The sequence below is a fragment of the Pseudoalteromonas shioyasakiensis genome (assembly GCF_024518675.1).
In the GTDB taxonomy this organism is placed as follows: domain Bacteria; phylum Pseudomonadota; class Gammaproteobacteria; order Enterobacterales; family Alteromonadaceae; genus Pseudoalteromonas; species Pseudoalteromonas shioyasakiensis_B.
The window spans coordinates 288,095-313,848 of the sequence record NZ_JANIGL010000003.1; the positions used below are offsets into that span (position 1 = coordinate 288,095).

Consider the following 25,754-nt stretch of genomic DNA (forward strand, 5'->3'; position numbering starts at 1 on the left):
ATTTTTATAGTAATCATTGCGCTTAGCGATGTAAATAAGGCATGGGGCTTTAAAATAAAAAGCGCGGCTTTTCGCCGCGCTCGGATCTGAGTTTTTAGACTGGGATTATTTTAGAATTCATTCATCCCATTGCGGCGAAAACTCTGGGCTAGCTTGCCTATCGCCACAATCGAGCGCATTAATACGATCGATATCGTCACTATCCAATTTAACTGAATCATCAAAATTATCTTTTAGGTTTTCACGCTTAGTAGATGATGGAATTGTGGTCATGCCATTGGCATTTATCCACGCCAGTACAACTTGGGCAGGCGATGCGTTATGCTTTTTCGCAATATCGAGTACCGTGTCATCTTTAAGTACCTTACCCACTACAAACGGCATATATGCTGTTACATGAATATCTTGCTGCTGACAAAAAGCACGCAGCTTAGTATTAGTAAGATAAGGATGAACTTCGATTTGGTTAGTGAAAATTTCACGACTATCAAGTGTTTGCATTGCTTCTTTCAAATTAGCAATGGTGAAGTTTGATACGCCTATATGTTTTGTTAACCCCAGATCTTTGGCTTTCTTAAGCTCGGTTAAGTATTCGCTCATAGGCTCGCTATTACTCGGTGAAGGCCAGTGGATCAATAATAGGTCAACTTGTTCAACCTGCAGCTTTGCTAAGCTTTCTTTGACACTGTCAATAAAGCTCGCTTTATTTAGCTTATCGTTCCATACCTTGGTCGTAATAAATAACTCTTCACGGGCAATGTTACTGTCTTGTATAGCTTGTCCAACCTGCGCTTCATTGCCATATATTTGCGCTGTATCTATATGCCTAAACCCTACTTCTAGCGCCATACTTACCGAGTTATAGGCCGTTTTACCTTCTAAGCGGAACGTACCTACACCTAAATCAGGCATTTCAATTACGTGCTGAGTCATAACATCTCCTTATAACATTAATTTAAATAAGTGACTGTGGTCGTAAACATGTATTTCATGTCATGATGACAAACAATCACTGAATGTGCCCTTAAGTAGCCGTTTTTGATTTATCAATATGGCCGGCCACAAATGTCGCAGCTAAAGCAGTCAAACAAATAAGCGCACCTATCCATGCTGTATCTTGTAACGATAAATGCTCAACCACAAATCCACCACTTATTGAGCCCAATGCGATGCCTACGTTAAATGCCGCAATGTTTAACCCTGACGCAACATCAACGGCTTTTGGTGCATCTTGCTCAGCAACTTTCACTACATACAGCTGTAAACCAGGTACATTACCAAAGGCAAATGCGCCCCAAATAAGCACTGTTGCAACAATCAGCCAAGGTGAATTCATAGTAAATGTCAGTGCAAATAGAATCACAGTCAGGCCTATAAATACCACTTTTAATGCTGAAATAGACCCATGTTTATCCGCCAGTTTACCACCATATATATTACCAATAGCCACGGAAACACCGTAACCCAACATAATTAAACCAACGAAAGATGAGCTAAATCCAGCTTGTTGCTCTAAAATGGGTGCCAGGTAAGTAAATGCTGTGAATGTGCCGCCGTAACCTAAAATAGTGATTAAATACACCAGTAATAAACGGGGTTTAAGTAATACTTGCAGCTGATCCTTAACCCGTGCAGGCGCAGATTTAGCTAAATTATTTGGCACTAATATGATGCTGCCCACCAACGCCACTAAACCCAGTAATGAAACAGCTAAAAATGTACTACGCCAGCCAAATTCTTGACCAATCCAGGTACCAAGCGGCACTCCAGTAACCAAGGCTACCGTTAGCCCGGTAAACATAATTGCAATCGCACTGGCTGCCTTATCTTTACTTACTAAACTTGTGGCTATCATAGAGCCAATAGAGAAAAACACACCATGGGCCAGTCCCGTTAATATCCTTGCTACAATAAGCGTTTCGTAACTAGGTGCAAGCCAAGCGAGTACATTACCAGCTATAAACAACGACATTAACGCAACTAGTAAAGTTTTGCGTTGCCAATGCCCTGTAAGCGCAGTTAATACAGGTGCCCCTATTGCAACACCCAAGGCATACAAGCTTACCAATAGTCCGGCAGAAGGCAGGCTCACGGCTAAATCGTTAGCGATTGTTGGTACTAAGCCAACAATTACAAACTCGGTTGTTCCTATTGCAAATGCGCTTAATGTAAGCGCCCATAATGCCAATGGCATAATAAAATCCTCAGTAATTAAATGAAGATCAGAGTGTGAGCGAATATTTGTTTGCAAAAAACAGCCTTAATGGCAAAATACTTTTGTCGAAAATGATAAAGTGATTACAATGAAAGTTAAAACTGAAGATCTTGAAGCATTCTTGAGTGTGGTTGATGCAGGTAGTTTTTCTGCCGCGGCACGTATCTTAGATGTACAAGTTGCAAAAGTATCACGCTCAGTGAATCGACTGGAACAGACCTTACAAACAACTTTGCTCAACAGAACAACCCGTCGTATAGAGCTAACCCAAGAGGGCCATGTATATAGAGAGTTTGCCCGCGAAGGGATAAATCAAATATTAAAAGGCAGTGAAGCGCTATCATTGCTCGATAAAAAACCCGCAGGACGTTTAAAGGTAGATGCCGCAAGCCCTTTTGTGCTGCACCAAATTACCCCGTTGATTGCCGGCTTTAATGAGGTTTACCCTGATATCACACTCGATTTAGCATCGGCTGATAACATTCATGACTTACTTGAATACAAAACTGATGTGGCCATTCGAATTGGTTATTTAAAAGACTCAAACTTACATGCCCGCCTACTCGGTAACAGTAAACTATATCTGGTTGCAAGCCCACAATACCTTGCCCGTAATGGCTCAGTATTCAACACTGCTGACTTAAACAAACACAAACTGATTGGCTTTAGTAACAACAAAGCTCTAAACCAATGGCCATTAAAAAATTTACCCGATCTAAGCTTTAGCATTACTGCCAGCAGTGGTGAGACAATTAGACAACTGTGCCTTGCACATCAAGGGCTGGCATTGTTGTCAAATTTTATGATCAATAAAGATATAGCCGCAGGACGGCTGGTGCAGGTATTAACGAGTGAAATAATAAGCCCAAACCCGCGCGAGACGGTTAACGCTGTTTATTACAAAAACAGTGCCGTTTCATCACGTATTACCGCATTTTTAGACTTTATACAGCCAAAGCTAACTTTATAAGCTGTTATTCTTGATGCTCGAATTGACCGCGATACACCTCAAATACTTTTAACACAGTGTGCTGTGCTTTATTGAGCCCATCAAACCACGCATCAAACAAATCGTCATCGTCTTGATCGCTCAATGCCAAATACTGAGCAAGTAACTCCACAATGTCGTTATGAGTGCAACTAAGTGGATCAATTTGCTGAGCGAGTAATGAATTATCTTTGCTGCGTAGTGTATCCATCACGCTTTGATCTATCTGCTGACTTTGCTCATCGGTGCTCTGTTGAATATGTTCGCTCATACTAAAGCTTGCCTCCTTTTGCTCGATTACATCTTATTTATAACAGGCTAAATGCCAATAGCCAGTTTTTTTATACTGACTGCTCATCTTTTGACTTGTTTGTATAAATTGCAGACAAAAATGTTATTTAACGAGCAAAATACTATTTGCAAAAGATTCTTATTTACTATAAATTACCGTTATACTATCACATAACATAGAGTTCATTATGAAACCAAATATTCACCCTGATTACCAAACTGTTGCTTTTCACGATACAGCTGCTGACAGTTATTTTATTATTGGTTCAACAATAAAAACGAACCGCACTATTGAGCTAGATGGTAAAACCTACCCTTATGTGCCGATTGATGTGTCGAGTGATTCTCACCCGTTTTATACTGGTAAGCAGAAGACAGTCGCCAGTGATGGCCGCGTAGCAGCGTTTAATCGCCGCTTTAAAAACCTCGCGACTAAATAGGAGAAGACAATGAAAGTATTAAGCTCGTTAAAAAGTGCTAAAAACCGCCCTGGCTGTCAAATTGTAAAGCGCAAAGGCCGTGTGTTTGTGATCTGTAAAGACAACCCACGCTTCAAAGCTGTGCAAGGTATGAAGAAGAAAGGGAAGAAATAACGTGCCAGTTGAGCTATTTGTGCGCTTTATTTATAACGCGCACAAATAAACGATGACACTACTTACCAAACAATAACTCCCAAAACCCTGGTGGCTCATGTAATTCATGATACTGCTTACGCAAGCCATCAATCGCTTTTAAAGGTTTTTTCGCTGCCTCTAAGCCCTCACTATTAGCAAGTTGTTTTGCCAGTTTTGCTTTTGCTGTTACTTTATCAAGTCCTTGCAGTGATTTTTGTGCTTCTTTATTAAATCCAGCAAGCTTGCTTTGCTCTACTAACGTTATAAATTCATCGATCGCCAGATTAAACTCTTGCAGTTGCGTTGCTTGAACACTTTGCTTGTAAGCAAGGCCCATGTTTTTCATGGTGGTTTCTAAGTTATTCTCTTCAACAGCGAAGACACTTTGGTTCAATAGTAATACGAACACACAAAAAATTGCTTTCATTAAATAAAACCCTAAAGGTTGATGACATCAGATATGCTAAAATGCATATTATATAGCACTCTAGTTAGAAATATAGCCTTCCCTAAAGTGAGGTTGTTATGTATGCTCTAGTTCTACAAGGATTTGTTCGTTTATTAATAATTTAGTGAGTTCAAATGCCTTTATCTCGTTTATTTATCTACCTTTCATGTTTTTTTATACTGTTAAATTCATTTAATGTTTATGGCTTAAATGTCACTTTCATTAACCCGGGATTCTCTAATACCGCTGATGGTGATAACAACACGGGTAACTTTTGGTTTAAAGTATCTAACCAAATGGAAAATGTTGCTGATGATTTAGCAATAAATTTGACTGTAAAATACGCTAATCGAAACCATATTTTAATGAAAGAGCTGATCCGCGAAGCGGTCATTGATAATCCTGACTACCTAATTTTGGTTGACGAAAAGAGTGTTGCTAGTGAATATTTAACCAAATTAAATACCAAAGACATTCCTATCTATTTTTTACTCAATAAGCCTGATCCCGATAGGCTCGCTACTCTACACCGAGATGGCTTAAACATTATCGGTAGTGTCATACCTGACAACTATAATGCAGGCAAAGATCTCGCTCATCTACTTTTTAACAAGCATACATTAACATCTAATCAGCCAGCTAATATACTCGCTTTATTTGGGGACTATACCACTGCAGCCTCAGTCGAACGTGCTCAAGGCTTGCAAAGATTCGCAGAGCAAAAACAATCCCTCAATATTATTGCTCAAGATGTCGCAAATTGGTCAGAAGATGAAAGCTATATTAAAACCATGGCTTTTTTGCAGCTTGCCCCTGAAATTAATATTATATGGTGCGCAAATGACGCGATTGGTTTTGGTGCTAAAAGAGCCATTAGAAAGCTAAAAAAACAAAATATATTAGTTGGTGGTGTGAATTGGGATGCCCCGCCAAAAGATTTAACGCCGTTAGATGTTTCTCTCGGTGGACATGTTTTGCTAGGGGCTTTAGGGCTGATTGCAATTTATGATCACCACCAAGACCCAGCTAAGTGGCCCGCTTCCCACCAAGTTACTGCGATATTTAAACCGCTTTCCAGTGAAAACCAAGAGCTGGCTAAACGTATCAATAACAATCGGTTAAAAAACATCGATTTTCGCATGTTCAGTAAAACATCTGCTTCGTGGCGGCCATTTACAATTGATAACCTATTAGATGCCGCTAATAATTAAGGCTTTATTGACTCACCAGCTAAAGCCCTCAATCTGTCTACTCTTTTAAACATACCGTTATTGTTTATTTGATAACCATAATGCTTGATAAGGTTCCAGCTCTAATGTCTGTAAATCTTTATCTAAGGTTTGAGCCGATATAAGCTCAAACCATTGCTCTGTGTCAATCAAATTAAGATCAGCTAAGACCAATGTTTGAGGTTCATCACTAATGTTATAGACGCAGAATATACTTTGTCTGCGATCGATACTTTGCCGCCAAAAACCAAACAACGCCCCCGTTAAATGCAGCGTAAATTGTGTCGCATTGGGATGAAAAGCATCTTGCTGCTTACGTATCGCCAATAAGTTATTAATACGAGTAAAGACATGATAATGATGACTCGATTGATCTGATAGTTTTTCAAGCAGTGCCTTCTCTTGCCAGCGATGACGGTTTATACAGCGATTATGTTGGCTATTTTCAAATCGTTCATAGTCATTGGTTGTACCAAGTAAACTATGGATGTATAAGCCTGGGATCCCTTCTAAGGCAAACATAATAGCGTGAGCACAGGCAAAACGCTGTAGACCCCACTTATCTACTCCTTTATGTGTTCCTTGTAAAGCATCAAATAATGCGATGTTCAATTCATACGGTGAACTGGTGCCATTATTTGCAGTTCGCATAGAAACCTTGCCACCAAAGCGACTAATGGTATTAACCATTTGACCAAGTTGTTGCTCATCAAGTAAGCCCTCTGCAGGGCGTAAACCAATACCGTCATGTGAGGCGATAAAGTTAAAGTAAGCAGTGCCGTTCTGTGCCGGTGGCATACTCATCATCCAGTGCTTTAGCGCTTTGCTATCACCACTGAGTAAGGTATGTAATAGTAATGGAGGTAAGGAAAAATTATAAATACAATGGGCTTCGTTGGCATTACCAAAGTAAGATAAATTTTCACGATTTGGAATATTTGTTTCAGTGATAATAACTGCACTTGGCTCTACATGTTCTATTAAAGTCCGTAATAAACGAATCACTTCGTGTGTTTGCGGTAAATTAATGCACGAAGTGTTCAGCTCTTTCCACAAAAAGGCCACTGCATCTAGTCGAAAAATCTTTACTCCATTGTCTAAGTAGTGGCGAATAATACCCACGAATTCATTAAGGACTAATGGATTTGCAAAGTCTAAATCGACCTGATCTGGACTAAAAGTACACCATACATGACGCTCACCCAAGGCTGTTTGTACCGTGTTTAATAAAGGCGACGTTCTTGGCCTAACAACTCCAGATACATCATCCGTTAAGTTCGCGGTTTTAAAATAACTCAGGCCAGGCTCTTTACCTTGTATAAAATTTTCAAACCAACGACTTCGGCTTGAACAATGGTTGATCACTAAATCAGCCATGAGTTTTACATCTTGAGCAATGCCTTGGATATCTTCCCAGCTCCCTAATGATTCATTCACTTGAACATAATTCATTACCGCAAAGCCTTCATCTGAGCTATACGGATAAAATGGTAATATATGTAATGCGTTGATTGTTCCTGCACATTGATTTTTCATAAACCGATGCAAGGTATGTAAAGGCGGTTCACTCGGTACAGCGACCGCCTGATCTGCGTCTTGGTAACGCATGATGGAATCGCCGTACGCGATAAGAATGACGTCTTGTTGATCCCAGCGATTTTTATGGGGTGTTGGGTCGCGTACTGGATCATCTTTTAACATGGTGGTGATCAACATGCTGGCTAGCGCATCAATACTCATACATAGATCAACACCTTCGTATATACTCGCTAAATGTTGTTCAACCCGTTGTTCAAATAACGCTTTACTCATACCCTACCCCATTTTTATGCTGAAAACTCTTTATTATCAAGCTCTACCGCTTCTTCTAATCGTGCGAATACATCTGGCATTGCAGACGCTACGCGGTTCCAACTTGGCACAAAAGGCGCTTCCATTGGGTGTTGTAAAAAGTGTTCGCCGGCATTCATGATATTTTGTGCGAACATTTCGACGGCTTTTTCTTCTTGGTGAATATCTAATGTTAGGCCATTCATCATCGCATCGTTGTGGTATGTTTCAATAAAGTCCAACGCAATACGGTAGTATGTAGCTTTAAGTGAGCGAATAGTTTCGGTAGTAAATGTAACGCCTTGTGTGGCTAGTTTTCTAAATAACGCTTTGGTAATATCAATCGACATTTTTGATAATCCAGCCGCTTGATTATCCAGTGAAAGCGCCTGATGTTTATGGTCATAGTTATCTGCAATATCGACTTGGCACAAACGGTTATGTGAATAGTTACGATACATCTCAGATAATACGCCAATTTCTAAGCCCCAATCACTTGGGATACGAATGTCGTTAAGCACATCCCGACGGAACGAAAACTCCCCCGCTAATGGATAACGAAACGAGTCCATATATTCTAAATAATCGGTACTTCCTAAAATAGTTTTAAACGAGCGCAACAACGGTGTAACCAATAAACGAGACACTCGACCATTGATTTTCCCATCGGCTGTACGCGGGTAAAACCCTTTACAGAACTCATAGTTAAAGCGAGGGTGAGCAACAGGGTAAATTAAACGTGCTAAAAGGCCACGATCATAGGTTAAAATATCGCAATCATGCAGTGCGATGGATTCTACTTTTGCCGTGGCAAGTTTATAGCCCATGCAATACCAGACATTTCGCCCTTTCCCCAGCTCTCTTGGTGCAACACCCAGTTGTTGTAATTCTTTATCAAGTGCCTGTAAGCGTGGCCCTTCATTCCATAAAACCCGGTGTGGCTGATCAAGCTCAGCAAAAAACTTCAAAGCACTGCGATATTGGCTTTCATCAGCTCTGTCTAACCCGATGGTAATTTGTGATAAATAAGGCACATGCTTTAATTCTTTGACGATATTTTGTAGTGCAGGTCCTTCAAGCTCACTGTATAACGACGGTAATATAAGCCCCATTGGACGCTGTTTAGAAAACTCAACGAGCTCGGCTTCTAGCTCTGCTACTGGACGGTCTGCAATATTATGCAATGTCGTGATTATGCCATTTTGGTAAAAATCAGCCATGTGATTGCTCCTGTTTTGACGCGAGTTGCGCTTTAATAATTTGTAAGTCGGCTACCTCATCAATCCAGCCTAACGGTGCTGGACGTTCACTAACACGCCATGGTTTATGTGCTAATTTAGCTTTTGCTTTGCTATTTGGATTAGTAATTAAAATTGCGATATCTGCTTCATCAAGCATGGCCATATCGTTCTGGCTATCCCCTAACGCAATAGTGGTAAATGGATGACGATAATGCTGCTTAAATTGCTCTAATAGCCAACTCTGCGCTTGCCCCTTATTAGTTTGCTTATTCAAATGAATAAACCGGCCACCAACCAATACTTCATAAGCAAGAGATTCCATAAGTGCTAAAAATGCACCAAGCTGCTCATCATCCCCTTGCCAATAGATTGGATCTGAATATTCCCGTGTTAAAGCAAGTTCACTCTGCGCAGTACTCAAACCTGTAAGCTCTGTGACTTCTTGTTTACTAAGTTCACTAAATAAGCGATAACAGTTGCTAAATGCACTTGCATGGCTTTTTAAATCCTCATGCAGTTTCGCGCATCTTGGTGCTAGCGCATAACGCCAGTACAGCTCAAGTTCTTCACAGCCAATTGGCTTAATAGGAAAGAAAAATTTGGGGATATAAATCGCCGAACCATTTTCGGTAATAAATGGCTGGTTATGCCCTAGCATAGCTTGTAATTGAGTGACTTCTGCAAATGTTTTACTGGTATTAAATACGACAGTAATTCCTGAATCAGCTAGCTGAGCCAAAAATGGCTTAATTGCAGCACAGTCATAATCATCATGATTGAGTAATGTGCCATCCAAATCGGTGAATATTAGCGGCTGTGGAACTGAGTCTGCTTTTAGAGTCATTGCGCTGATGTCTCGCGCTTCATCTAACGTAAGAAGTGCGTCAACGCTTTCGGGTAAAGTTTGCAAGTTCTCACGCGTTATGCGTTCAAAATGAGAAATAAACCTAACTAAGCTCGCCTCATCAAATGTGCCCTTACCGGTGCCTTTTTTTGCTAGTAACTTTTGTTCTTGCTCTAAACGCCATCCATACACATCTTCAAACGATGGTGCTTGTAACATCACAGTATAATCAATTAAAGCAAAGACATTTTGATATTCATTTGCTAAACAACTATTTACGCAGCGACGCCACATACCTGCATCGTCTTCGTGTTGCTCAAGTTCATTAATGGGTTGCTCTAATTGATAAGGCTGCTGAGCCGTGCTACCAACACACCAGCCTTCAAATAAGATGATATCGACCGGCTTTTCATTTTTTTGCCATAGCTGTTTTGCAACGGGATCATCGCTTTGTTTATCAAACTGAGGTAAGGCGATACCGGTTTTACCCGCGAGTAAATCTGTTATGGTCTGTTTCATTAACTCGGTATCATGGGTCCCTGGTACGCCTCGAGTAGCAAATAATGGGTGAACATCTTTGGCTAAACTAGCACGATGCGCGGCACTGTAATAAAAGTCATCAATTGAAATACTGATACTATTGAATTCAGTGTTACTGTTTATCCAGGTCACTAAGAAATCTGCTAGTGTGGTTTTCCCTGAACCTTGACAGCCATTCACTGCAACTAGCATAGATTGATTTGAAGGCTTAGCTGAAACAATATCTTCGGCTAAAGGGATAAAGAATTGCTCACTTAAATATTGATATTTAAGTGGTAACTGATGCTTTACTAAAAACGGGGTAATATCCACTATATTGGCCTCTTTACCTATCTCACCATCTTAATATTAATAATACTAAATGCAGATAGCAGACCAATATTTAAAATCTATAAATTTTAATAGGTTAAAAAAATAGCGCATGTGAAATGCGCTATTTTGGTGCAATATAGAAAGTGTTTGTACTGTTGTTATGCAGGCTTCTGTGCTTTTGGTAATACCAAGTTTAATACAATCCCTAAGATTGCACATAAACTAACACCTTGTAAGCTAAATTCACTACCGCCGATGTGCATACCACCAATACCGCACACTAAAATCAGTGCAACAATCGATAAATTACGCGGTGCGGTTAGATCTTCACCTGATTTGACTAATGAATTAAGGCCAACCACAGCTATCGAGCCAAATAGCAAGATCATGATCCCCCCCATCACTGGCACGGGTATCGTTTGTAAACCAGCGCCCATTTTTGCCACAAACGCTAAAATGATCGCTATCACAGCAGTCCACATCATCACTTTTGGATTAAAGTTACGCGTCAGCATCACCGCACCTGTTACTTCAGAGTAAGTCGTATTAGGCGGACCGCCGAAAATTGATGCTGCTGTCGTGGCTAAACCATCACCAAACAAGGTGCGGTGCAAGCCTGGTTTTTTCAGGTAATCCTTATTAGTGACTTGGCTGATGGCCATCATATCGCCAATGTGTTCAATAGCGGGAGCAATTGCAACAGGAACCATAAATAGTACTGCCTGCCATTTAAATTCAGGCCAAGTAAACGCAGGCATAGCAATCCACTGTGCATCACTGACGGCATCAAATTGCACGATACCTAATACAAGCGATACACTGTAACCTGCCACAACCCCCGCTAAAATAGGGATAAGCTTAAAAACACCTTTCCCCCAAACGGCAAATATCAAGGTAACCAACAAAGAAAATGCGGCCACCCAAATTGCTTGCTCATAAGGGATCAACTGTACGGAGCCATCACCGCTTTTACCCATAGCCATATTAACTGCAACAGGTGCCAGCGCTAAACCAATCACCATGATCACAGGACCGACAACTACTGGCGGTAAAATTTTATGTAAGCTTGCAACACCTTTTAATTTAACTAAAATGCTTAGCAGCATGTACGCAAAACCTGCCGCCATTAAGCCACCCATAGTGGCTGGTACGCCCCACATTTGTACACATGCAATAATAGGTGCTATAAACGCAAATGACGACGCTAAAAATATGGGCACCTGTCCTTTTGTGACCAAATGAAACAGTAAAGTACCCACGCCTGCAGTAAATAGTGCAACATTAGGATCTAGTCCCGTTAAAAGCGGCACTAATACGAGCGCACCAAAGGCGACAAATAACATTTGCGCCCCGGTTAAGATGGTTTTGATAGAAAAGGCTGACTCTTGATTCACACTATTTTTAGTCACAATAATAGCCTAAACCGTACCAAATATTTTATCACCCGCATCACCAAGACCTGGGATGATATAACCCTTCTCATTCAAATGAGAGTCTAACGAGGCGGTAAAGATTTCTATATCAGGGTGGGCAGCGAGTGTTTTTTCTACGCCTTCAGGAGCTGCAACTAGTACAATGACCTTGATTTCTTTACAGCCTGCTTTTTTTAGCATATCAATAGTGGCTATCATAGAGCCACCTGTTGCAAGCATAGGGTCAATAACCAAACTTAAGCGCTCATCTATTTTGCCTACTAGCTTTTCAAAATAAGGAATAGGCTCAAGTGTTTCTTCATTTCGCTGCAGTCCAACGACACTCACTTTAGCTGCGGGTAATAACTGCATTACCCCATCCATCATACCAAGACCGGCACGTAAAATAGGTACCACAGTGATTTTCTTACCTTTGATATGCTCTACTTCAAGCTTATTACTATCCCAGCTTTGAATTTCAACTTTTTCAAGTGGCAAGTTTTTGGTGGCTTCATAGGTTAATAAGGTACCCACTTCAGATGAAAGTTCACGAAAACTTTTAGTACTGATGCCATACTCGCGCATTAGGCCTAGTTTATGTTGAACAAGGGGGTGATTTATTACATGAATTGTCATTTTAGTGCCTGATAGAAATTAAACTTGCCTTATTTTAGCGTAAAAATACTAAACTGACTTTTAAAAAATGCTAACTCATAGCAAATTAATTAAGAGTAATTTATATAGTAGACTTAAATACGCTTTTTATATCATTAAACACAACAATATATTATCAAATAGCACCTAAACGGGTATAGTTTATTATTATATTTCGTAAGCATGGCGCATGGCATGAAAGTCCCCATAATTTTCGTTTTAAGTCTCTGTGTATTATTTGTTTCTTCGCTTAGTGCTGAGCAAAAGCAACTAACTAAAATACAAATAGTGAGTGACTTTATCCCTGAAGATAACAAGGCTGATAGAAATATCGCAAATAAAATTATGTTAACAATTGGGGAGGAATTATCCCCCGATACGTCATTAGAGTTTATACCTGCGAGCCGGTTACGCGCATGGAAACAGCTAAAAACAATGCCCGATGTATGTTTGTACAATAAAGTAAAAAATGATGAACGCCAGCACAGTGCCTTTTTCAATCAATATCCAATCATGGCTTTTCCGGCTAATAGATTAGTAATTTACAACCATCCAGAATTACCTCAAAATTTAACTTTAGAGGATGTCATTCAAAAACATAAATTTTTAATTGGCATTTCTGCGGGTCGTTCTTATGGCAAGAACATCGACCAATACATAACCTCTCATCCAGATTCCTTTATAAACATTGCTGGAGAAACGAGCTCACGACGTTTACATAAAATGTTATTTCAAAATAAGCTAGACGCCATATTAGAATACACCGCTGTGCTTAAAGATCGTTTTAAAAACGATCCCCGAATCGATAAAGTACGTTTTTTATCAATAGATGAAGAAAGTCATGCGGTATTTGGTTACCTTGCCTGCTCTCGCTCAGAGCAAGGAAAACTTAACATTGCTGCATTTGATAAAGTGTTAAAGCAAACGTCAATGCAAGATCAGATCATAAAGCTCCATCAGCAAGTGTTTAGTGAACCCGAAAGAAGCTTATTAATTTCTGCATTAAAGGCAAAATTTAATTTGCCACTCAATTAAGATAATATTTGCTCCATCACCCAACTGGTATGGGTGGCCGAATAGCCTGTAGAGGGGTGAATGGTGTCATCAAGTAATGCCGATGCCATATTTTCAACATGATATTGTTGAACATGTGTTGGATTCTCTATAGTGAATACCTGTTGACCTTGAGCATTGACAACCTTTATTGCTTGTTCATCAAATACACTAAAAGTAATCTCGCCTTTTTCACCATACACAGTCACAATATCAAAGCGTGAAAAACCACCAAAATTCCAACTGCCTGATCCGGTGATGCCATTTTTATGTTGCCAGCAAGCACTAATGGCATCAAACGCGTTATAGAGATTTTGCTGGTTGGTAGCGAGCCCTTTCACTGATTGATACTCACCAAATAAATAACCGAATAGATCTAGACCATGACTGGCTAAATCATCAAAATAGCCACCAAGTGCAACCTGCTTATCTGTACGCCAATTATACTCACCGGACTTATCAACATCGCTTGATGCTTTACTCAAATGCCAATTTACATGACGCACAGCGCCAATTTCACCGTCATCAATGAGGCGTTTCACTTTATTAAAACGTGGCAAAGAACGACGATAATAAGCAACAAATAAAGGAATTTTTTTAGCAGTAAAGGCAGTAAGAATTGCCTCACTTTGCGCTAAAGTTGGCGCGAGTGGCTTTTCAATACAGCACGGCTTACCTGCTGCGGCTACTTTTAAAGCTATCTCTAGGTGACTATCAGGTGGCGTGGCAATATACACGGCATCAATTTCAGAGCTTGCAATCAGCTCATCCGCAGTTTTAAATACCAAAGGCACATTATGGCGTTTTGCATAATCCTCAGCCAGAGCGGTATCTCTGCGGGTTACTGCGTTAATTACAAAGCCGTCTGTGAGCTGATAAGCAGGGCCACTTTTCACCTCCGTCACAACACCACAACCAATCATTCCCCAACGAATTTGTTTTGTCATTCTACCTTGCTCCAAAGTTTATTTTTGTAATTTGAAATTGTTTACGCATATAGGTATTAATCTTTGTATGTTCGGGGCTCCAACCTGCTAAAAAGCGATAAAAATCAGTCCACGCAACAGGCCAAAGTGCCCGCCATGCCTTAATAACGACGGGCGTAGATTTAGCATGACCAAACATTCGCATTGCATCGCTAAAATACTGAAAATAGTTAGCTAAATAATCATCGGCGGTATCGTTGAGCTGCTGTTCATTCAAACAACTACCCAAAAAGTACATGACATCAACAACACCAACGCCGCCACCGGTATATTGAAAATCATAACCTAAAACTTCCATCGTAGTGCAATTAACAGCAAAGTTTGCAAGCTTAGCGTCACCATGAATAAGCGTCCTATATTGGCATTCACGCAATATTCTATCTATATTTTTTGCCTGTCGTTTAAGAGCACTATCTGGCATTTTTTCATATTCATCTGGGCGAGTTGCTAAGTGCCAGTAACTACCTTGCTGCCAAAGGCCGTCGGGGTTAACTTCAAAGTGAAACGCATGAAAGTACGCCAACCATTTGAGAATAGCCGCTATGTGCTGTTTGTGTACTTGCGCATTAGTAAAACCATCTGCTACAAAGTCAGCAAATACCATCACTTTTTTTTGCTGTTGCTCTAAAGCTTCATAACACCTTAGCGCACGCGCTTGCGCTGGTAATTTCGAGGCATACTGCTGATACCAATAAAACTCTACTTCGTAAGAATGGCGTTTTCGATTTATTGAAAATTCAGTTTGAGTGATACGAGGGTGATTAATGTGATCGGGCACACTAATCGCTTTTATTACACAAGCATTATCATCCAAACGACAACGCACTATTTCACCACAACCACTCCATAGCGCCGTGATTGATTCTGTGATTTCAAAGTTTTTATAATGAAGACTAATTAAAGGCAGATAAAAAGACATACATACCAACATTTACACAACTAATGCTTAGTATGACATAACCAACTGTAGATTAAAGGCTTTAATAGAGTAGTCGGTGTTAGTTAAAACCATAACCACAAAAAGCCCACACAAAATTGCATAGGCTTTAAATATAAAAAGCGCCCGAACTGCTGGGCGCTTACATTGTTGAATCAAGTTAACTCAAAATATTACTGATTAACAACACTCTTCAGTGGATTCACTGGTTGTGCGTTTTCATCGAGTAAGTTCATATCAAAATCAAACTCATCAACACGAATCGCACGTTCACGTTTGACATTATAATCAATCAGTTTTGCATACTCTTCTTCAGTGATTACGTTTGCAACAAGTGCATTATCTAGCGTAAGTGCAAAGCGTACACCTGGTTTGATTGTTTTACTACGTAGTGCTTTTTTCACTTTCGCAAGCAAATCTAAACAACCCATTTTAGCTTTATAGGCTTGCTCATTAATATAATGACCATCACCCTCAATTGGTTTAACCAAATGCGTAATTTGCTTTTTAAACGCAGTATCTAATTGCGCTTGTTTCGCTAATTCACGAATTAAGTCATCACTAATTTTTGGCATTTTAGTTGAGTAGTTCATGGTGATGAAACGCATAAACTTACGCGTACCACTAGCAGGGAAGTTATCTAAAAACTTATGCAGTGCTTCTTCAGCGCTTTGTAGTGCAAAACGTGTAGCATAGTGGAAGTAAGGCGCCGCTTGCTCGCGTTCACTGCTTGCTACTTTTTGCTCGTAGTATTTAATAGATGCCATTGCAGCATATAAGAAGCTCATTACATCGCCTAAACGTGCAGAAAGCATTTCAGCTTGCTTAAGCTTACCGCCCAACACTAATAATGAGAAATCTGCGTATACAGCAAGTTTTGCTGATAATTTCTGCGCCGCTTTTTCGTATTCACGCACTTCTGGTAGCTTAGACTCTGCGCCTGCGGTGAATGGTAATACACCTAAACGAAATGCACGTAAGCTGTTAGCTACACTGTAACCCACTGTTTTACGTAAGATGCTGTTAAATTCTTTATCTGCGTTTTTGTCTTCGCTGTGGATAGATTCAACCATAGATTGTAAATATGGATGACAACGCATCACACCTTGACCAAAGATCATCAGGTTACGAGTAAGAATGTTCGCACCTTCTACCGTAATGGCAATAGGCTGTGCTACATAACCACTGGAAAGGGTGTTTTGCGGGCCATTTTGAATTGCTTTACCTGCTTGGATATCCATTGCAGAATCAAGTACATCGCGGCCAATTTCAGTCATGTGGTATTTTGCAATTGCGGTAACAACTGATGGTTTTAAGCCCATGCCTAAACCTTCGGTAGTTAATACACGCATTGCTTCTTGCAGGTATGTTTTACCCGCAATATCGGCAAGCTTTTCTTGAATACCTTCGAACTGACCAATTGATAAACCAAATTGCTCACGGACAGCTGCGTACTCTGATGCCCCTTTAAATGCCACTTGTGATGAACTCACACCTAATGCAGGAAGTGAAATACCACGGCCAGCACCTAGGCAGCTAACCAGCATTTGCCAACCACGACCGATGTTCTTTTGACCACCTATGATGAAATCCATTGGTACAAATACTTTGTTACCACGTGTTGTACCGTTGTAAAAACGAATACCCATAGGATCATGACGATTACCAAGTTCAACACCAGGGTGCTCTTTTGGAATAAGCGCACAGGTAATACCTAAGTTTTCTTTGCCGCCAAGTAAACCCTCTGGATCGACAACCTTAAAGGCTAAACCGAGGACTGTGGCAATCGGTGCAAGGGTGATATAGCGCTTGTCCCAAGTGATTTCAAGACCAAGTACTTCTTCGCCATTGTGCATGCCTTTAGTCACTACGCCGATATCAGGGATACCGCCAGCATCTGAGCCCGCTTCAGGGCTTGTAAGTGCAAAACATGGAATATCACGACCATTGGCTAAGCGCGGTAAATAATGTGCTTGTTGCTCTTGTGTACCAAAGTGCAGTAATAATTCACCCGGTCCTAATGAGTTAGGCACCATCACTGTTACTGCAACTGCAGAGCTCTTAGTCGCAATGGTTGCAACAATTGTTGAGTTTGCATACGGGCTGAACTCTAAGCCACCAAATGACTTTGGAATAATCAACGAGAAAAAGCGTTCTTTTTTCAGAAAATCTAAGATGTAATCAGGTAAATGAACACCGCTTTGTATTTCAGTATCGTCGATCATACCCAATAATTCTTGTAATGGGCCGTCGATAAATGCTTGCTCGTCAGCACTTAATGTTGCTGCTGGCACTGCGCGTAATGCACTGAAGTCAGGTTTACCTTGATAGATAGACCCTTCTAACCACACATCACCGGCATCAAGTGCCTCTTGTTCTGTGATTGAAATACTTGGTAAAACTTTTTTTAATTTTGTACGTAAGCTCATAATGGACTCATCCGACCAGATAGTAATACCTACATTACGTCATAAAATGAGCAAGAGATCAATTGGTCCAACCAGTTTTTTTAACATTATTTTTAATTATTTTTTATCTAGGCAGGTAAGCTATTGAAACAAAACAGCTTACAACTGTACGCTGAATTAGCCCTTAGAAAGCGATTTTTGTACGAAAATGCTGAGCAAGCTAATTTCAGATTAAAAATCAGCTAACTGTGCGTTACTAAGGGTGATTAAATCATTCGGGCTAAGGGCAATTTCTAAACCGCGCTTACCGGCACTGACGTAGATAACATCAAATTGCGAGGCTGTTTTATGAATAAATGTTTTTAAACGCTTTTTTTGCCCGAGCGGGCTTACCCCACCGAGTATATACCCCGTGCTGTTTTGTACTTTTTGTGCTGCGGCCATGTGCACTTTTTTAACACCACAGGCTTTGGCCAACTGTTTTAAATTCACTTGTTGCGCTACTGGCGTAACAGCAACAATCAACTGGTTATCGGTGTTTTCAAGTATCAGGGTTTTAAACACTTGCTGCGCATTTAAATTTAGCTTTGTAACCGCTTCGAGCCCAAATTGAGTACTTGCTGGATCATGCTGATAGCTTAACACCTCAAACTCGACCTTTTTTTGTTCTAACAATACAATTGCGGGCGTCATTTTTTCTCCTTTTTATTTTTTTCTATCTTAAACTAAAATTAACGATACCTTCGTTGATTGAGCACCAAGCAATGAAAAATAGCTCCCCCACTGTTATATTTAAATACGCGGTTTTCGTTGTATTATGCTTTACAGCCGTTAATTTTATGTGTAAAGAGTACACATATTGGATCAATAGTTTATCCTGCCAACAGAAATGCCAAACGCTTGGTTTTAAAATTGATCAGAGCTCTGATCTCGTCTACTTAAGTGAGTCAACTTTATGTCAGTGTTTAGACTATCTTGTTGTACTAGATAATTAACACTATCCCCTTTTACAAAAAATAAACTTAATGTAAATAAGTGCGTAGACGGCTAAAATTTGGCATTATAACGATTACATAAGCGCTTTAATTTAAGCATAACAAAAAAGGACACTGAATGTTTTTAGATTACTTTGCCTTGGGAATACTGGTCTTCGTCGGTATTTTCTTATTTTATGGCATTATCGCATTACATGATATTCCCTACGAAATAGCTAAAAAACGTAACCACCCACACTTAGATGCAATCCATTATGCGGGTTGGGTTAGTTTGTTTACACTGCATGTACTTTGGCCATTTCTTTGGATATGGGCCACTTTATGGCGTGATGATCGTGGTTGGGGCTTTAACCATTTACAACAAGAGCATGATGAATTGGCAGCTAAAGTAGCACAATTAACTGCCACTGTTGAAAGCTTACAAACACAATTAAACGATAACAACAAAAAGAGTTCATAATGGATTTACTGTTAATATTAACTTACGCCGCGCTATGTATTGCGGTATTTCGAATTTTTAATATCCCACTAACCAAGTGGACCGTACCTACTGCTATTTTAGGTGGCATTGTTTTAATAGGTACACTTATTTTAGTGATGAACTATAACCACCCTCATGCAAACATTGCTCGCAATGTCTATGTAACAACGCCCATAGTGCCTAACGTGCGTGGTATTGTGACTGAGATAACTGTAAAACCAAATGAGAAAGTTAAAGCGGGTGATTTGTTATTTAGTATTGATGACACTCCTTATCAGTCAAAGGTGAATGAAGCGACCGCACAACTGCAAGATGCAATTCAAGCCGCAAAAGGTCTAGAAGCATCTTATAAATCAGCACAAGCAAGTACATTACGTGCAAAAGCTGAATATATGCGAAGTAAGGTAGAGTTTGAGCGATATGAAGCAGGTGCTAAAAAAGGCGCTTACTCAAAAGGCAGTGTTGATAATATGAAAGGCGTTTATTACGCAGCTAAAGCAAGTTTTGAAGCTGCGAAAGCTGAAGAAGAACGTCAACGCATAGCGTTTGAATCAAAGGTAAATGGTAAACAAACCATTGTCGCACAAGCTGAAGCACGCCTTGAAGAAGCTCAATTTAATTTAGATAGCACTAAAATTTATGCACCAACAGATGGCTATGTCACCCAGTTAACTTTACGTCCGGGTATGATGGCTGTGCCTATGCCACTGCGCCCAGTTATGTCATTTGTACATGATGAAGAAGCTCGCTTTGTTGCATCATTTCGCCAAAACTCTGCTCTGCGTTTAAAGGCAGGTTATGAGGCTGATTTTGTATTTAAGGCAATTCCAGGTAAAACGTTTGCCGGTGAAGTGGTTTCAGTATTACCTGCAATGGCTGAGGGCCAAGTGCAAGCGCAAGGTACATTGATGGGCAGTGAATACTTCAACCGTAATGGTCAAGTAGTTGTGGTATTAAAACTAACCGATGACTTAAGTGAGTATAACTTACCAAAAGGCACCAGTGCTGAAGTGGCGGTTTACTCAGATCACTTTGAGCATGTTTCTGTAATGCGTAAGGTATTGATTAGAATGAAAAGTTGGCAAAACTATCTATTCTTAGATCATTAAAGCTTATTTTAAGTTATAAAAAATGGCGCCAATTGGCGCCATTTTTATTTAATACATTGATGACTACTTAGTTAAATCATCAAAGAATTTTTTCACGCCATCAAAGAAACCTTTCTCTTTCGGGCGGTTTTTAGAACCATCTTTACCCATGCTGAGCTCAAGTTCTTCTAGCAGTTCACGTTGGCGTTCATTTAAGTTTACAGGTGTTTCTATAACGACTTTACAAATTAAGTCACCTACAGCACCACTGCGTACAGACTTAACGCCTTTGCCACGCATACGGAACATTTTACCCGTTTGGCTCTCAGCCGGTATTTTTAACTTCGCACGGCCATCCAGTGTAGGTACTTCAATCTCACCACCTAGAGCAGCAGTTGTGAAACCTATAGGCACTTCGCAGTATAAGTTGTTTGCTTCACGAACAAAAATTGGGTGTTCGCGCACAGACACTTGCACATACAAGTCGCCCGCTGGTGCACCATGTGCCCCTGCTTCACCTTCACCTGATAGACGAATACGGTCGCCCGTATCAACACCCGCAGGTATTTTAACTGATAATGTTTTAGTCTTCTCTACGCGGCCTTGACCGTGACAGCTGTTACATGGATCAGAAATAATTTGACCAGTGCCCTGACATGTAGGGCATGATTGCTGAACAGCAAAGAAACCTTGGCGCATTTGCACTTGGCCTGCACCATGACAGGTAGTACAAGTTTTAGGCTTAGAGCCAGGTTTAGCACCACTTCCATCACAAGGTGAGCAACTAACCCAGGTCGGGACTTTAATTTCGACTTCTTTACCACGAACCGCTTCTTCTAAGCTTAAGTCCATGTTGTAACGTAAATCAGCTCCTCGTTGTTGACGAGATTGACGACGCCCGCCGCCTCCGCCACCGAAAATATCACCGAAAACGTCACCAAAAATATCACCAAAATCACCTTGGCCGCCACCGAAACCACCATGGCCACCGCCACCACCTTGTTCAAAAGCGGCATGACCATATTGGTCGTACATTTGGCGTTTTTGATCATCGGTTAAAATTTCGTAAGCTTCTTTTACTTCTTTAAACTTAGTCTCAAGTTCTTTATCACCGGCGGTACGATCTGGATGATATTTCATCGCTAAGCGTTTATACGCTTTTTTAATGTCTCTTTCGCTGGCATCTTTAGCCACACCAAGAACTTCGTAATAATCGCGTTTTGACATATCTATCACACTACTCTTTTCTACTGCAGCTATGCTGCGGATAAATCGATAAATCATATCGATTTACCATTAATTTTTAAGCTTTTTTACATATACGTCTTACATGCAAAAGGCGCGATAAGCTTCAGCCTACGCGCCTCATTCGTTCATCCTAACTTAAACACCACATTTAGTCATGGTGTTTAAGTCAGTGAGAAGCGTTAGCAACAATTACTTGTCGTCTTTAACTTCTTCGAACTCTGCATCAACAACGTCGTCATCTTGCTTAGCTGACTGTTGTGGTTGCTCACCAGCGTCACCGCCAGCTTGTTGAGCTTTAGCTTGTGCGATTTCCATCAATTTCTGTGACTTTTCAGCAAGAGCTTGCGTTTTCGCTTCAATCTCTTCTTTGTTGTCACTCTTGATTGCTGCTTCTAGGTCAACAACAGCCGCTTCAATTGCTTCTTTGTCTTCACTAGGTAGTGCATCGCCAGCTTCTTCGATTTGCTTACGCGTACCGTGTACCAAAGCATCCGCTTGGTTACGAGTTGCTACAAGCTCTTCGAACTTTTTATCTTCTTCAGCATTCGCTTCTGCATCACGAACCATTTTCTCTACTTCTTCATCACTTAAGCCTGAAGACGCTTGAATCGTGATTTTTTGCTCTTTACCTGTATCTTTATCTCTCGCTGATACATGTAAGATACCATCCGCATCTACGTCAAAAGTAACTTCGATTTGTGGTGTACCACGTTGTGCTGGGCGAATACCTTCTAAGTTAAATTGACCTAGAGATTTATTATCGCTTGCACGTTTACGCTCACCTTGTAGTACATGGATTGTAACCGCTGACTGGTTATCTTCAGCCGTTGAGAAAGTTTGCGACTTCTTAGTAGGAATCGTTGTGTTTTTCTCAATTAGCGCAGTCATTACTTGACCCATTGTCTCAATACCTAGAGATAATGGTGAAACATCAAGTAGCAATACGTCTTTCACGTCACCTGCAAGAACACCACCTTGAATTGCCGCGCCTACTGCAACAGCTTCATCAGGGTTAACGTCTTTACGCGGCTCTTTACCAAAAAACTCTGTTACTGTTTTTTGTACTAGTGGCATACGTGTTTGGCCACCAACAAGAATAATATCGTTGATGTCGCTTACAGATAAATCTGCATCCGCTAGTGCACGTTTAAGTGGCTCAATTGACTTAAGTACTAAATCTTCAACTAATGACTCAAGCTTAGCACGTGTCAATTTCACGTTCATGTGCTTAGGACCCGATGCATCAGCAGTGACATACGGAAGGTTCACTTCTGTAGATTGTGCTGATGAAAGCTCAATTTTCGCTTTTTCAGCCGCTTCTTTAACACGCTGCATTGCTAGTGGGTCATTTTCAAGGTCAATACCTTGGTCTTTCTTGAACTCAGCAACTAAGTAGTTAATAACACGGTTATCGAAATCTTCACCACCTAAGTGAGTGTCACCGTTTGTCGCCAATACTTCAAATGTGTGCTCGCCTTCAACTTCATCAATTTCAATGATTGATAAATCGAAAGTACCGCCACCTAAGTCATATACTGCAACAACGTTTTCACCTTTGTTTTTGTCCATACCGTATGCAAGTGCTGCGGCTGTTGGCTCATTGATGATACGTTTAACTTCAAGACCCGCAATACGACCAGCATCTTTTGTTGCTTGACGTTGTGAATCGTTAAAATACGCTGGTACTGTGATAACTGCTTCTGTTACTTCTTCACCTAAGAAGTCTTCTGCTGTTTTCTTCATTTTTTTCAGTACTTCAGCTGAAATTTGTGGTGCAGCGCGTTTTTCGCCACCGGCTTCAACCCATGCATCACCATTATCTGCTTTGATGATTTTAAAAGGCATGATACCGATATCGCGCTGTACTTCTTCGTCTTCGAAACGACGACCGATTAAACGCTTAATCGCAAATAATGTATTAGTTGGGTTTGTCACTGCTTGACGTTTTGCAGGTTGACCAACTAAAGTTTCACCGTCTTGCGTGTAAGCAATGATCGATGGTGTTGTGCGATCGCCTTCCGCGTTTTCAATTACGCGTGCTTTTTCGCCGTCTAGTACTGCAACACAAGAGTTAGTAGTACCTAAATCGATTCCAATAATTTTACCCATGAATCTTCTCCAACTTCAAAATTCGTTAATACGTTCGATGACTAGTAAATAGGGATGCCCCAAACTGAATTCAACTGTAAAAATGAAAAAAAAGTAATTTTTTTTCATTTATTTTGCAAATACCCTTAATAAAAGTGTGGATTGCTGCTTTTTGCATCATAAAGCGTATTTTTTACAAGTGGTCTGATGAGTTTTAGTGTGATATAAAACCAAACCATACTCTTAATATTGAAAAGGAATGGCGATGCATTTTGATGATCTACTAAAAAACGCAGCTAAAATTGGCAATATGCCAGCAAACGATCAAAGTAAGGCTTCAATGCAGTTTCCTGCCAATTGGTGCCAAGGTAGAACTGCATTTGGCGGATTGTCGGCGGCTTTATTATATCAAGCTATGCGACAACGTATTGAGCCGTCTCGACGATTACTCTCTTTAAGTACAAATTTTGTTGGTCCATTATTAGCGGATAGCGATTTCTCATTGCAAGTTGAAGTTCTGCGTGAGGGTAAAAGCAGCACACAAGTATTGGCAAAAGCCATACAAAATGATCAAGTAAGTGTGATTGTTCAAGCTTGCTTTGCTAAATCCCGTCCATCAGGTATTAATGTACCTGTTAGCAAAAAAATGCAGCTAAAACCTGTAGACCCACGCTACACCTTGCCTTTTCAATCTGGTGCCATGCCTGAATTTTTCCAACATGTTGATTTATGTCCACAACAAGGGGCAATGCCGTTTGCAGGTGCAGACACCTCACATTTAGGTGGCTGGATGAGGCTAAAACACAACACAAGCGAATTAAATGAAGCGCATATCATTGCTCTAACCGACGCTTGGCCGCCGACCCTGTTGCAAATGTTTAAACAACCAGCACCTGCTAGCAGTATGTCTTGGTATTTAGAATTTGTACAAGCACCACAGTTAGATAGCCAGTCTTGGTTAGGCTTTGAGGCAATTACACATCATTGTAAAGATGGTTATGGTCTTGAAGATGGTTGTATCTGGTCTGAGTCTGGAGAGTTAATAGCACTCACTCGACAAACAGTCGCCTTATTTGACTAGCAGTTAGTCAACCACTTGAGCGTAATCACTGCCATCAAACGCCATGATTGCGCTGTACTCACCACTTGCAATGATATGGGCTAAACCCATATCAAAAACTTCTTGTAAAACTTTACTATTAAAATAAGCAGGCCTTGGTGCTTCAGGAAATATCGGATGCATAGTATAAGCTTGAATTGAACCCGATTTTTTGTACTGTTCTAAATAGTACTGAAATATCCGTTTATCCAAAATTACCACGTTAACCCGCTCTTTCAGTAAGTGTTCTACCAGCGCTTCAGAGTTTGTCATTTCACCATATGAATCTAATTTAGCCGACACCGCTTTGAAAGGTGCTGGCAAAAATTCTGTCGCATTTTGGAACGAAAGTACGCTCTTACCTGACAGGTCATATATTGTATTAATTTTATAGTTATTCTTTTTCAAACTGATTGCCACGTTGTTATACGACAATAAACTTTTACTGGGGAAGATATTTGAGGTGATTGCATCACCATAATTCATTGCTACGTCCACAGTCATATCTTGTAAAGATTGCGCTGTGCGTTTGTTTGTCATGTAGATAATATCAAGATCTGTAATACCCTGAGATTTAAACGCTGATTTTAAAATTTCTAACTGTAAGCCAGTCCCATCCCCGGTGAAAACATAGGGAGGTAAAATAGGGTTTACCGCAACAGTGATCCTATCAATTGGCTTTGGTGCCGTTAAACCAAATACAAAAGTACTGAACAAAAGTAAACAAAGTGCTGCTAGATTCTTCATTTTATT

General features: G+C 40.4%; 24 protein-coding genes. 8 read left to right on the top strand and 16 right to left on the bottom strand.

Translation table 11 applies throughout. From position 1 onward, the window contains the following. Window positions 1–117: 117 nt before the first annotated feature. Window positions 118–933 (bottom strand): 2,5-didehydrogluconate reductase DkgB, encoded by an 816-nt coding sequence (gene dkgB / locus NQT69_RS10780; RefSeq protein WP_256827678.1) that lies wholly within the window; start codon window positions 931–933, stop codon window positions 118–120. Window positions 934–1,024: 91 nt separating this feature from the next. Then, window positions 1,025–2,194: an MFS transporter gene (locus NQT69_RS10785; protein ID WP_256828059.1), complete on the bottom strand. Its 1,170-nt coding sequence runs from the start codon at window positions 2,192–2,194 to the stop codon at window positions 1,025–1,027. Window positions 2,195–2,297: 103 nt separating this feature from the next. Here NQT69_RS10785 and NQT69_RS10790 point away from each other — a divergent pair, with 103 nt between their 5' ends. After that, complete coding sequence (locus NQT69_RS10790; RefSeq protein WP_256828060.1) at window positions 2,298–3,185, top strand: LysR family transcriptional regulator; 888 nt, start codon at window positions 2,298–2,300, stop codon at window positions 3,183–3,185. A gap of 4 nt (window positions 3,186–3,189) precedes the next feature. Here NQT69_RS10790 and NQT69_RS10795 read toward each other — a convergent pair whose 3' ends face one another. After that, a complete protein-coding gene (locus tag NQT69_RS10795; RefSeq protein WP_256827679.1) occupies window positions 3,190–3,474 on the bottom strand; it encodes a hypothetical protein in 285 nt (94 codons plus the stop codon). 208 nt (window positions 3,475–3,682) lie between these two features. Between NQT69_RS10795 and NQT69_RS10800 the strand changes: the two genes are divergently transcribed. Then, window positions 3,683–3,934: a type B 50S ribosomal protein L31 gene (locus NQT69_RS10800; protein WP_087533968.1), complete on the top strand. Its 252-nt coding sequence runs from the start codon at window positions 3,683–3,685 to the stop codon at window positions 3,932–3,934. A 9-nt stretch (window positions 3,935–3,943) separates the two neighbouring features. Next, complete coding sequence (ykgO, locus tag NQT69_RS10805; RefSeq protein WP_087533969.1) at window positions 3,944–4,087, top strand: type B 50S ribosomal protein L36; 144 nt, start codon at window positions 3,944–3,946, stop codon at window positions 4,085–4,087. Window positions 4,088–4,145: 58 nt separating this feature from the next. Here the strand turns inward: ykgO and NQT69_RS10810 are convergent, their stop codons facing one another. Further along, a complete protein-coding gene (locus tag NQT69_RS10810; protein ID WP_256827680.1) occupies window positions 4,146–4,535 on the bottom strand; it encodes a cytochrome b562 in 390 nt (129 codons plus the stop codon). Between the two features lie 155 nt (window positions 4,536–4,690). Between NQT69_RS10810 and NQT69_RS10815 the strand changes: the two genes are divergently transcribed. Beyond that, a complete protein-coding gene (locus NQT69_RS10815; protein WP_256827681.1) occupies window positions 4,691–5,767 on the top strand; it encodes an ABC transporter substrate-binding protein in 1,077 nt (358 codons plus the stop codon). Between the two features lie 57 nt (window positions 5,768–5,824). Here the strand turns inward: NQT69_RS10815 and NQT69_RS10820 are convergent, their stop codons facing one another. From NQT69_RS10820 to upp, 5 genes are all read right to left on the bottom strand, one after another. Continuing rightward, window positions 5,825–7,597: a sugar phosphorylase gene (locus NQT69_RS10820; protein ID WP_256827682.1), complete on the bottom strand. Its 1,773-nt coding sequence runs from the start codon at window positions 7,595–7,597 to the stop codon at window positions 5,825–5,827. A gap of 14 nt (window positions 7,598–7,611) precedes the next feature. Beyond that, on the bottom strand, window positions 7,612–8,835 hold the full coding sequence (locus NQT69_RS10825; protein ID WP_256827683.1) for a glycosyl transferase: 1,224 nt from the start codon (window positions 8,833–8,835) through the stop codon (window positions 7,612–7,614). Then, on the bottom strand, window positions 8,828–10,552 hold the full coding sequence (locus NQT69_RS10830; RefSeq protein ID WP_256827684.1) for an HAD-IIB family hydrolase: 1,725 nt from the start codon (window positions 10,550–10,552) through the stop codon (window positions 8,828–8,830). Before NQT69_RS10830 ends, NQT69_RS10825 begins: the two co-directional genes overlap by 8 nt. A gap of 158 nt (window positions 10,553–10,710) precedes the next feature. Beyond that, entirely contained in the window at window positions 10,711–11,961 is a 1,251-nt protein-coding gene (locus tag NQT69_RS10835) for a uracil-xanthine permease family protein (RefSeq protein WP_256827685.1), read from the bottom strand. Window positions 11,962–11,970: 9 nt separating this feature from the next. After that, window positions 11,971–12,600 (bottom strand): uracil phosphoribosyltransferase, encoded by a 630-nt coding sequence (upp, locus tag NQT69_RS10840; protein ID WP_256827686.1) that lies wholly within the window; start codon window positions 12,598–12,600, stop codon window positions 11,971–11,973. Between the two features lie 213 nt (window positions 12,601–12,813). Between upp and NQT69_RS10845 the strand changes: the two genes are divergently transcribed. Next, entirely contained in the window at window positions 12,814–13,653 is an 840-nt protein-coding gene (locus NQT69_RS10845) for a hypothetical protein (RefSeq protein ID WP_256827687.1), read from the top strand. Here NQT69_RS10845 and NQT69_RS10850 read toward each other — a convergent pair. The 4 genes from NQT69_RS10850 to ybaK all read right to left on the bottom strand — a co-directional run bounded on the left by NQT69_RS10850 (window position 13,650) and on the right by ybaK (window position 18,695). Further along, window positions 13,650–14,618, bottom strand: coding sequence for a Gfo/Idh/MocA family protein (locus tag NQT69_RS10850; protein ID WP_256827688.1), 969 nt, complete (start codon window positions 14,616–14,618; stop codon window positions 13,650–13,652). The two genes, NQT69_RS10845 and NQT69_RS10850, sit on opposite strands and share 4 nt — an antisense overlap. 1 nt (window position 14,619) lies before the next feature. Next, window positions 14,620–15,576: an ecdysteroid 22-kinase family protein gene (locus NQT69_RS10855; protein WP_256827689.1), complete on the bottom strand. Its 957-nt coding sequence runs from the start codon at window positions 15,574–15,576 to the stop codon at window positions 14,620–14,622. A gap of 191 nt (window positions 15,577–15,767) precedes the next feature. Beyond that, entirely contained in the window at window positions 15,768–18,023 is a 2,256-nt protein-coding gene (locus tag NQT69_RS10860; protein WP_256827690.1) for an acyl-CoA dehydrogenase, read from the bottom strand. Window positions 18,024–18,233: 210 nt separating this feature from the next. Further along, complete coding sequence (gene ybaK / locus NQT69_RS10865; RefSeq protein ID WP_256827691.1) at window positions 18,234–18,695, bottom strand: Cys-tRNA(Pro) deacylase; 462 nt, start codon at window positions 18,693–18,695, stop codon at window positions 18,234–18,236. Window positions 18,696–19,115: 420 nt separating this feature from the next. Between ybaK and NQT69_RS10870 the strand changes: the two genes are divergently transcribed. Both NQT69_RS10870 and NQT69_RS10875 read left to right on the top strand, forming a co-directional pair. Further along, complete coding sequence (locus NQT69_RS10870) at window positions 19,116–19,457, top strand: DUF3302 domain-containing protein (RefSeq protein WP_256827692.1); 342 nt, start codon at window positions 19,116–19,118, stop codon at window positions 19,455–19,457. Next, window positions 19,457–20,587: an HlyD family secretion protein gene (locus NQT69_RS10875; protein ID WP_256827693.1), complete on the top strand. Its 1,131-nt coding sequence runs from the start codon at window positions 19,457–19,459 to the stop codon at window positions 20,585–20,587. Before NQT69_RS10870 ends, NQT69_RS10875 begins: the two co-directional genes overlap by 1 nt. 63 nt (window positions 20,588–20,650) lie before the next feature. On the opposite strand, the gene dnaJ is transcribed toward NQT69_RS10875, so the two are convergent. Further along, complete coding sequence (gene dnaJ / locus NQT69_RS10880; RefSeq protein ID WP_256828061.1) at window positions 20,651–21,793, bottom strand: molecular chaperone DnaJ; 1,143 nt, start codon at window positions 21,791–21,793, stop codon at window positions 20,651–20,653. A 210-nt stretch (window positions 21,794–22,003) separates the two neighbouring features. Further along, window positions 22,004–23,923 carry a molecular chaperone DnaK gene (dnaK, locus tag NQT69_RS10885; protein ID WP_256827694.1) on the bottom strand — a complete coding sequence of 640 codons (1,920 nt, stop codon included), beginning with the start codon at window positions 23,921–23,923 and terminating at the stop codon, window positions 22,004–22,006. Window positions 23,924–24,167: 244 nt separating this feature from the next. On the opposite strand from dnaK, the gene NQT69_RS10890 reads away from it, so the two are divergent. Beyond that, window positions 24,168–24,983: an acyl-CoA thioesterase gene (locus tag NQT69_RS10890; RefSeq protein WP_256827695.1), complete on the top strand. Its 816-nt coding sequence runs from the start codon at window positions 24,168–24,170 to the stop codon at window positions 24,981–24,983. 3 nt (window positions 24,984–24,986) lie between these two features. Here the strand turns inward: NQT69_RS10890 and NQT69_RS10895 are convergent, their stop codons facing one another. Beyond that, complete coding sequence (locus NQT69_RS10895) at window positions 24,987–25,748, bottom strand: substrate-binding periplasmic protein (protein ID WP_256827696.1); 762 nt, start codon at window positions 25,746–25,748, stop codon at window positions 24,987–24,989. Between the last annotated feature and the right edge of the window lie 6 nt (window positions 25,749–25,754).